This is a genomic window from Bartonella sp. AA56HLJMS (genome assembly GCF_042197145.1).
In the GTDB taxonomy this organism is placed as follows: domain Bacteria; phylum Pseudomonadota; class Alphaproteobacteria; order Rhizobiales; family Rhizobiaceae; genus Bartonella.
In genome coordinates, this window is record NZ_JBHIRL010000043.1 from 1 (window position 1) to 4,202 (window position 4,202).

The window sequence follows — 4,202 nt, forward strand, 5'->3', positions numbered from 1 at the left end:
ACTTCGCTAAGCGCTTGTTCCGAAACCCTCTTCGATTCTTCTGCAACCTGTTGCGCGCCATTCGCACGCGACATGGCTTTTTCTGCTTCTTGTCTTGCATTAACAACCTGCTCTAACGGCGCAAAGGTTTCATACGAATACAAAGAGGCCGTCCCTAAAAGCTTCGGAACAACAACGCTGTCTTGCGAAGTCCCTTCTCTGATTTCCTCTTTCGTTGCAACAGGTATCAAATATTCATGTTCATGATCGGGTATCTTCATCTGTTTTCGTCCTCACATCATTCAGAGCACTTCGTCTAATGAACACTCTTTCAAATCTTCAAACTCTTCTCTTAAGGTCTCTAAGCGCTTCTCTAAATCTTTCAGTGAACCATCAAGCTCTGTTTTCAAAGCGGCTTTCAGTAAATCAAAAACGCCAGTAAGCGGCGCATGCACAAAACCTCCCCCAGAATACAAAACGACCCGTACTTGAGACGGGTCGCTAATCTCTGATATCGCAAACGGTTTTAATGACATTTCAACTCCTCATGTCTTGATCCCATAAATTACACTCACATTAACGGGGCGCGTTTCAACACCACCAACCCTCTCTGCCATGAGATGATGTTCATGATGCTCTCTGTCATTCAGACCTTCTGTTATAGGCGTTGAATAATATAAAAAATTAGCAAAGGGGCTCCTGATAAACCAAGGTAAACGCGGCGGCTTGTCTTTTTCTGTAAACCAAAAGGGAGTCTCTACCTGTGGACTTCCTGCTATTTGGTCAAATTCTTGATTACACTTGTCCAAAGCATCCCCACTCAAACCTACACACTCTTCGTCTATAGCTCTCTTGCGCCTTTGCAAGTGAGCTTCAGAAGAAGAAACATCCCGTTTTTTTCGAGAAGAAAGACCTTCTGATGACGCTGGACCTATAAAATGCTCATGCGCTTTTAAAGAACAGGGTTGTATACTTGCAAAAGAACGCCAAGGGTCTAAATTGCGTTCATTATCAAGTCCCCGTAAAAATAGCCCCCGAAAATCGGGAACATTAAACGTCGTGGCGCCATCTCCTTCTCCCCACGTCGTTCCTATCGCAGAAAATAAATCCCAATAAACATACCGTGAATAAGCACTTCCATCACATGGCAACCAACCATCCGGCAAGCGCTCCATTGCAAACGGTCCTATCAGACCGGAAGGTAAACGTTTTAAGGAAGAAACTTTGCCCCTTGTCGGGTTGAGAACTTGCCAACCCGTAAGCTCTTCATCATACACAAGCGTATAAAGACAGCCATCTTGTATCTCTCCTCCCGATAAGGCTAATAAACCGGTTTCTGTTGCCTTATAAACGGGCTTACCGGCTAAATTATTTAAAGCAATTGTTGTCGCCCCAACATTCTTGCCCTTCGCTTTAAAACAAACCGATATGCCATTCTTATACTCTAAAAATGCCGATTGACTTAGAAGCCTTATCACGCTCGTCTTTTGGTTATTATCAACCGTCACAATCCCTTCAAGCACACCCCCCGTATCCGATAAATACTCACTTACCCGTTGCATCATAAAACGAGCGCTATTATTAACCGTGTTAGGGTGCTGTCCCTCTGACCAATTAATTAAAGCATCAGCACCACCATTCTCAGATGCTGTTAAAGACCAATCATAAATCGTGGACATCTAAACCTCACGTCTTGATTCCAAACACAACACTCATATTAATCGGGCGCGTCTCACTTATACCTGAACTTGCCAATGCAACATCACGCATGTGAAGGTGGGAATGGGGAAAGGCGAGCTTATGGTGCACGCGTATATCCTCTGCTCTCACGCCCAAACGTTCAGCAAGCTTCAATCTTTGCTGGTCATTCAACACATATCCCCAGATGATTGTCATATCACCATGCCAACTCTCTTCCTGATTTTCATCATTCAAAATCGTAAAGGATTGACCCCCATGGTCATGCTTTCTCATTGCGTCATTTTGTAAAGTGCCAAGATAACGAAAGCGGTCTATCTCGCGGTCATCATCAACACCTCGTAAAAAAACACCACGCAAATCGGGAACATTAAACTTCGTCCAACTATCAGCGCCTCCCCACCTGATCCCTATCGCTTCATAAAGAGCAGGATAATCACTACGCAAATAAGCCTTCCCATCACATGGTAACCAGCCATCTGGCAAAACTTGCATCCCAAAAATCCCTATCGTCCCTGGTGGATAAACAGGGATAACCGGCTCTTGCGATAAAGAGAGAGGCGTAGGATTTAAAACTTGCCAAGCATGATCCCTATAAACCAAGCTATAAATGCACCCCCTTTGAAGCTCGCCTCCCGATAAAACACGGAGACCTAATTCCGTCGCCTTGTAAACAGGTTTAGCCGCCAAATCATTTAAGGCAATTGCGGTTTCCCCAACATTCTTGCCCTTCGCTTTAAAATAAATTGATATCCCATTCTTATACTCTAAAAATTGCGATTGGCTTTGAAGTCTTATCAACGTCGTCTGGTGTTCAGCATCAACCGTAAAAATGCTTTCAATCACACCACTCGTATCCGATAAATACTCACGCACACGTTGCATCATCACACGAGCACTATTATTCAGACTACTAGGACGTTGTCCTTTTGACCAATCAATCAAATCATCACAATAGGCATTCAAGGAGGCATTTAAAGACCAATCATAGATCGTCGACATCTTACACCTCATGTCTTAATCGCAAACAGAACACTCACATTAACTGGACGCGTCTCGCCTTCACCAGTGCTCTCCAAAACAACCTCTTGGTTCTCATCAAGAGTATGAGAACTTACAATGTAGCCCCCTAAATTCTCACGCTCTATGCCCATAAAATTCGCTAGAGAGCTCCCCCCAAACAAGCCTAGACGATAGCCCAACACATCCGTCGTATTCCCATCCCAAAAGTTTTCGTTGCTGGTAAAATGAGACATCGAAAGGCTCTGTCCTTGATGTTGATGCGACTCGATTAAATCTGTTTGCACACTTGCAAAAGAACGCCCCTCATCAATATTGCGCCCTCCATCAAGCCCTCGTAAAAACATCCCTCGAAAATCGGGAACATTAAATGTCGTGGCGCCATCACCCTCTCCCCAAACCGTTCCTATCGTCTCAAATAAATCACCATAATCACGACGCAAATAAGCCTTCCCATCGCAAATTAACCAATCCTTTGGAATCCCGCGCATTCCAAACGTTCCTATAAAACCCGTGGGATAAAGACTGCTTTCTTCTTCTTCTAAAGGGAGTGGGGTAGGATTAACAAGATGCCAATGATCTCCATTATAAAACAATGTATAAATGCACCCTTGTTGGATTTCCCCTCCTGATAATGCACTGATGCCTAATTCCGTTGCCTTATAAACCGGCTTGCCATCTAAAGCATTTAAGACAATCGTGGTCGCTCCAACATTCTTACCCATAGCCATAAAGCGCAAAACGATACCATTCTTATACTCTAAAAACTGTGAAGTGCTTGCAAGTCTTATCACACTCGTTTGTTGGACAGGATCATTTGTAACAATGCCTTCAAGCTCTCCACCCGTGTCTGACAAGTATTCCTTTATGCGCTGCATCATCACACGGGCGCTCGTATTCACACTGCTAGGATGCTGTCCTTCGGACCAATCAATCAAATTATCAGAACGCGTATTATCCGCCGCTCTAAGCGACCAATCATAAATCGTTGACATTTCTCGTGAATCCTAGCTTCTGTAAAATGGTCCGTAAAACGCCCGCATGAATTGCGTCATCAAAGGATTATCATCATCATCACTCTCTTCTTCTTCCGAAGCCTCTTCTTGTGATGCTAATAATGCCCTTAAAACCTCTAACAAGTTGTCTCTATTTCTAATGCCACCCTGCGCTGTAGGACTTGCTCTATGAGGCTGCCCCCCATACATCTGTAATACACGGTTGACAAAATCACTTGCACGCATAGCGTTGTTTCCACCATTCAAGCCAACCGCATTGCTCCCAACAATTTGCGCCGCATTGGCATGGGGATTTTGAAGAAGCCGCGCGGCTCCTCCTGCTCCTTGTTGATGGGCTAAATACAATTCCGCTTCACTAGGGGCTCTTCCCAACAGGCGGCTTAAATGATTGCGATTATCAAGCGTCAACCGCCCCATGGCATCTGCCGCTTGCATGGGGTCAAAACGGTCTTGCAAACCATATTGCTTGGCGGTACTGTCTATAAATTG

Annotated in this window: 5 protein-coding genes and 1 pseudogene; all 6 read right to left on the reverse strand. The window is 44.6% G+C overall.

Annotated features, from left to right (window positions below):
* Positions 1 to 260: pseudogene (locus ACFINI_RS09370) on the reverse strand (hypothetical protein); the annotation flags it as partial.
* A gap of 21 nt (positions 261 to 281) precedes the next feature.
* Positions 282 to 515 carry a hypothetical protein gene (locus ACFINI_RS09375; protein ID WP_375611072.1) on the reverse strand — a complete coding sequence of 78 codons (234 nt, stop codon included), beginning with the start codon at positions 513 to 515 and terminating at the stop codon, positions 282 to 284.
* Between the two features lie 9 nt (positions 516 to 524).
* Complete coding sequence (locus tag ACFINI_RS09380; protein WP_375647985.1) at positions 525 to 1,658, reverse strand: phage tail protein; 1,134 nt, start codon at positions 1,656 to 1,658, stop codon at positions 525 to 527.
* A gap of 7 nt (positions 1,659 to 1,665) precedes the next feature.
* Positions 1,666 to 2,679 (reverse strand): phage tail protein, encoded by a 1,014-nt coding sequence (locus tag ACFINI_RS09385; RefSeq protein WP_375647986.1) that lies wholly within the window; start codon positions 2,677 to 2,679, stop codon positions 1,666 to 1,668.
* A gap of 8 nt (positions 2,680 to 2,687) precedes the next feature.
* The gene (locus tag ACFINI_RS09390) at positions 2,688 to 3,692 is read right to left on the reverse strand and encodes a phage tail protein (protein WP_375621735.1); all 1,005 of its coding nucleotides are present in this window, start codon (positions 3,690 to 3,692) and stop codon (positions 2,688 to 2,690) included.
* 12 nt (positions 3,693 to 3,704) lie between these two features.
* Positions 3,705 to 4,202, reverse strand: a 498-nt coding sequence (locus ACFINI_RS09395) for a lytic transglycosylase (RefSeq protein ID WP_375647987.1), incomplete at its 5' end; no start/stop codon positions are given.

Excerpts from the sequence above, each read along its gene's own strand:
- ACFINI_RS09375 (WP_375611072.1), bottom strand. The coding sequence starts at position 515 with ATGTCATTAAAACCGTTTGCGATATCAGAGATTAGCGACCCGTCTCAA.
- ACFINI_RS09380 (WP_375647985.1), bottom strand. The coding sequence starts at position 1,658 with ATGTCCACGATTTATGATTGGTCTTTAACAGCATCTGAGAATGGTGGT.
- ACFINI_RS09385 (WP_375647986.1), bottom strand. The coding sequence starts at position 2,679 with ATGTCGACGATCTATGATTGGTCTTTAAATGCCTCCTTGAATGCCTAT.
- ACFINI_RS09390 (WP_375621735.1), bottom strand. The coding sequence starts at position 3,692 with ATGTCAACGATTTATGATTGGTCGCTTAGAGCGGCGGATAATACGCGT.